Here is a 3,149-nt window from a genome sequence, read left to right on the forward strand (position 1 = left end):
CGACACTTCTTGGGGTTGTATGGTTAAGTGACTAAGCGTACATGGTGGATGCCTTGGCAGTCAGAGGCGATGAAGGACGTACTAACCTGCGATAAGCTGTGAGAAGTCGGTAAGAGACGCTATTACTCACAGATTTCCGAATGGGGAAACCCACTTAGCATAAGCTAGGTATCGTTGCATGAATACATAGTGCAGCGAGGCGAACCGGGAGAACTGAAACATCTAAGTACCCCGAGGAAAAGAAATCAACCGAGATTCCCTCAGTAGCGGCGAGCGAACGGGGATTAGCCCTTAAGTTTCTTGGAAGTTAGTGGAATGGTCCTGGAAAGGCCAGCGATACAGGGTGATAGCCCCGTACACGAAAACGACCTTGAAGTGAAATCGAGTAGGGCGGGACACGTGACATCCTGTCTGAATATGGGGGGACCATCCTCCAAGGCTAAATACTCCTGACTGACCGATAGTGAACCAGTACCGTGAGGGAAAGGCGAAAAGAACCCCTGTGAGGGGAGTGAAATAGAACCTGAAACCGTGTACGTACAAGCAGTGGGAGCCCTTCGGGGTGACTGCGTACCTTTTGTATAATGGGTCAGCGACTTACATTTTGTAGCGAGGTTAACCGTATAGGGGAGCCGTAGGGAAACCGAGTCTTAACTGGGCGTCTAGTTGCAAGGTGTAGACCCGAAACCGGGTGATCTAGCCATGGGCAGGTTGAAGGTTGAGTAACATCAACTGGAGGACCGAACCCACTAACGTTGCAAAGTTAGGGGATGACCTGTGGCTGGGGGTGAAAGGCCAATCAAACTCGGAGATAGCTGGTTCTCCCCGAAAGCTATTTAGGTAGCGCCTCGGACGAATACTACTGGGGGTAGAGCACTGTTTGGACTAGGGGGTCATCCCGACTTACCAACTCCATGCAAACTCCGAATACCAGTAAGTAATATCCGGGAGACACACGGCGGGTGCTAACGTCCGTCGTGAAGAGGGAAACAACCCAGACCGCCGGCTAAGGTCCCAAAGTTCTGGTTAAGTGGGAAACGATGTGGGAAGGCTCAGACAGCTAGGATGTTGGCTTAGAAGCAGCCATCATTTAAAGAAAGCGTAATAGCTCACTAGTCGAGTCGGCCTGCGCGGAAGATGTAACGGGGCTCAAACCAGGCACCGAAGCCGCGGATTCACACTTATGTGTGAGTGGTAGGGGAGCGTTCTGTAAGTCTGCGAAGGTGTATCGAGAGGTATGCTGGAGATATCAGAAGTGCGAATGCTGACGTAAGTAACGATAAAGGGGGTGAAAAGCCTCCTCGCCGGAAGACCAAGGGTTCCTGTCCAACGTTAATCGGGGCAGGGTGAGTCGACCCCTAAGGTGAGGCCGAAAGGCGTAATCGATGGGAAGCAGGTTAATATTCCTGCACGACTTGTAATTGCGATGGGGGGACGGAGAAGGCTAGGTGGGCCAGGCGACGGTTGTCCTGGTGAAAGTGCGTAGGTGGTGTTTCTAGGCAAATCCGGAGACACAACACTGAGACACGAGACGAAGCCACTACGGTGGTGAAGCCATTGATGCCCTGCTTCCAGGAAAAGCCTCTAAGCTTCAGATTACAAGTCATCGTACCCCAAACCGACACAGGTGGTCGGGTAGAGAATACCAAGGCGCTTGAGAGAACTCGGGTGAAGGAACTAGGCAAAATAGAACCGTAACTTCGGGAGAAGGTTCGCTCTTGACAGTGAAGTCCCTTGCGGATGGAGCAGTTGGGAGTCGCAGTGACCAGATGGCTGGGACTGTTTATCAAAAACACAGCACTCTGCAAACACGAAAGTGGACGTATAGGGTGTGACACCTGCCCGGTGCCGGAAGGTTAATTGATGGGGTTAGCGCAAGCGAAGCTCTTGATCGAAGCCCCGGTAAACGGCGGCCGTAACTATAACGGTCCTAAGGTAGCGAAATTCCTTGTCGGGTAAGTTCCGACCTGCACGAATGGTGTAACCATGGCCATGCTGTCTCCACCCGAGACTCAGTGAAATCGAATTCGCCGTGAAGATGCGGTGTACCCGCGGCTAGACGGAAAGACCCCGTGAACCTTTACTACAGCTTGGCACTGAACATTGAACCTACATGTGTAGGATAGGTGGGAGGCTTTGAAGGCGTGACGCCAGTTGCGCTGGAGCCGTCCTTGAAATACCACCCTTGTATGTTTGATGTTCTAACGCAGGGCCCTGAATCGGGCTCGCGGACAGTGCCTGGTGGGTAGTTTGACTGGGGCGGTCTCCTCCCAAAGAGTAACGGAGGAGCACGAAGGTTGGCTAATCCTGGTCGGACATCAGGAGGTTAGTGCAATGGCATAAGCCAGCTTAACTGCGAGACGGACAGGTCGAGCAGGTACGAAAGTAGGTCATAGTGATCCGGTGGTTCTGAATGGAAGGGCCATCGCTCAACGGATAAAAGGTACTCCGGGGATAACAGGCTGATACCGCCCAAGAGTTCATATCGACGGCGGTGTTTGGCACCTCGATGTCGGCTCATCACATCCTGGGGCTGAAGTCGGTCCCAAGGGTATGGCTGTTCGCCATTTAAAGTGGTACGCGAGCTGGGTTCAGAACGTCGTGAGACAGTTCGGTCCCTATCTGCCGTGGGCGTTGGATGATTGAAGGGAGTTGCTCCTAGTACGAGAGGACCGGAGTGAACGAACCTCTGGTGTTCGGGTTGTCACGCCAGTGGCACTGCCCGGTAGCTAAGTTCGGAATCGATAACCGCTGAAAGCATCTAAGCGGGAAGCGAGCCCTGAGATGAGTCATCCCTGACCCCTTGAGGGTCCTAAAGGGCCGTTGGAGACCACAACGTTGATAGGTGGGGTGTGTAAGCGCGGCGACGTGTTGAGCTAACCCATACTAATTACCCGTGAGGCTTAACCATACAACACCCAAGAAGTGTTCTGGGCCTTGTAGCAAATCGAAGAACTACTTACCTAATTCAGTGATAGTGACAAGCCAAGCGCAACATCACTACTCACGTCAGCTTTCCAGATGAAGTTTTTTGCCTGGCGGCCATAGCGCCGTGGAACCACCTGATCCCATGCCGAACTCAGAAGTGAAACGCGGTAGCGCCGATGGTAGTGTGGCATTCGCCATGCGAGAGTAGGACACTGCCAGGC

The 3,149-nt window shown here is 53.0% G+C and carries 2 rRNA genes; both read left to right on the plus strand.

Annotated elements, in window-relative coordinates:
* Nucleotides 1–21 precede the first annotated feature (21 nt).
* Nucleotides 22–2,911: ribosomal RNA gene (locus ACB039_RS20805) — 23S ribosomal RNA — on the plus strand.
* A 123-nt stretch (nt 2,912–3,034) separates the two neighbouring features.
* Nucleotides 3,035–3,149 (plus strand): 5S ribosomal RNA (gene rrf, locus ACB039_RS20810).

This window comes from Aeromonas sp. S2(2024) (assembly GCF_041402505.1).
In the GTDB taxonomy this organism is placed as follows: domain Bacteria; phylum Pseudomonadota; class Gammaproteobacteria; order Enterobacterales; family Aeromonadaceae; genus Aeromonas; species Aeromonas media.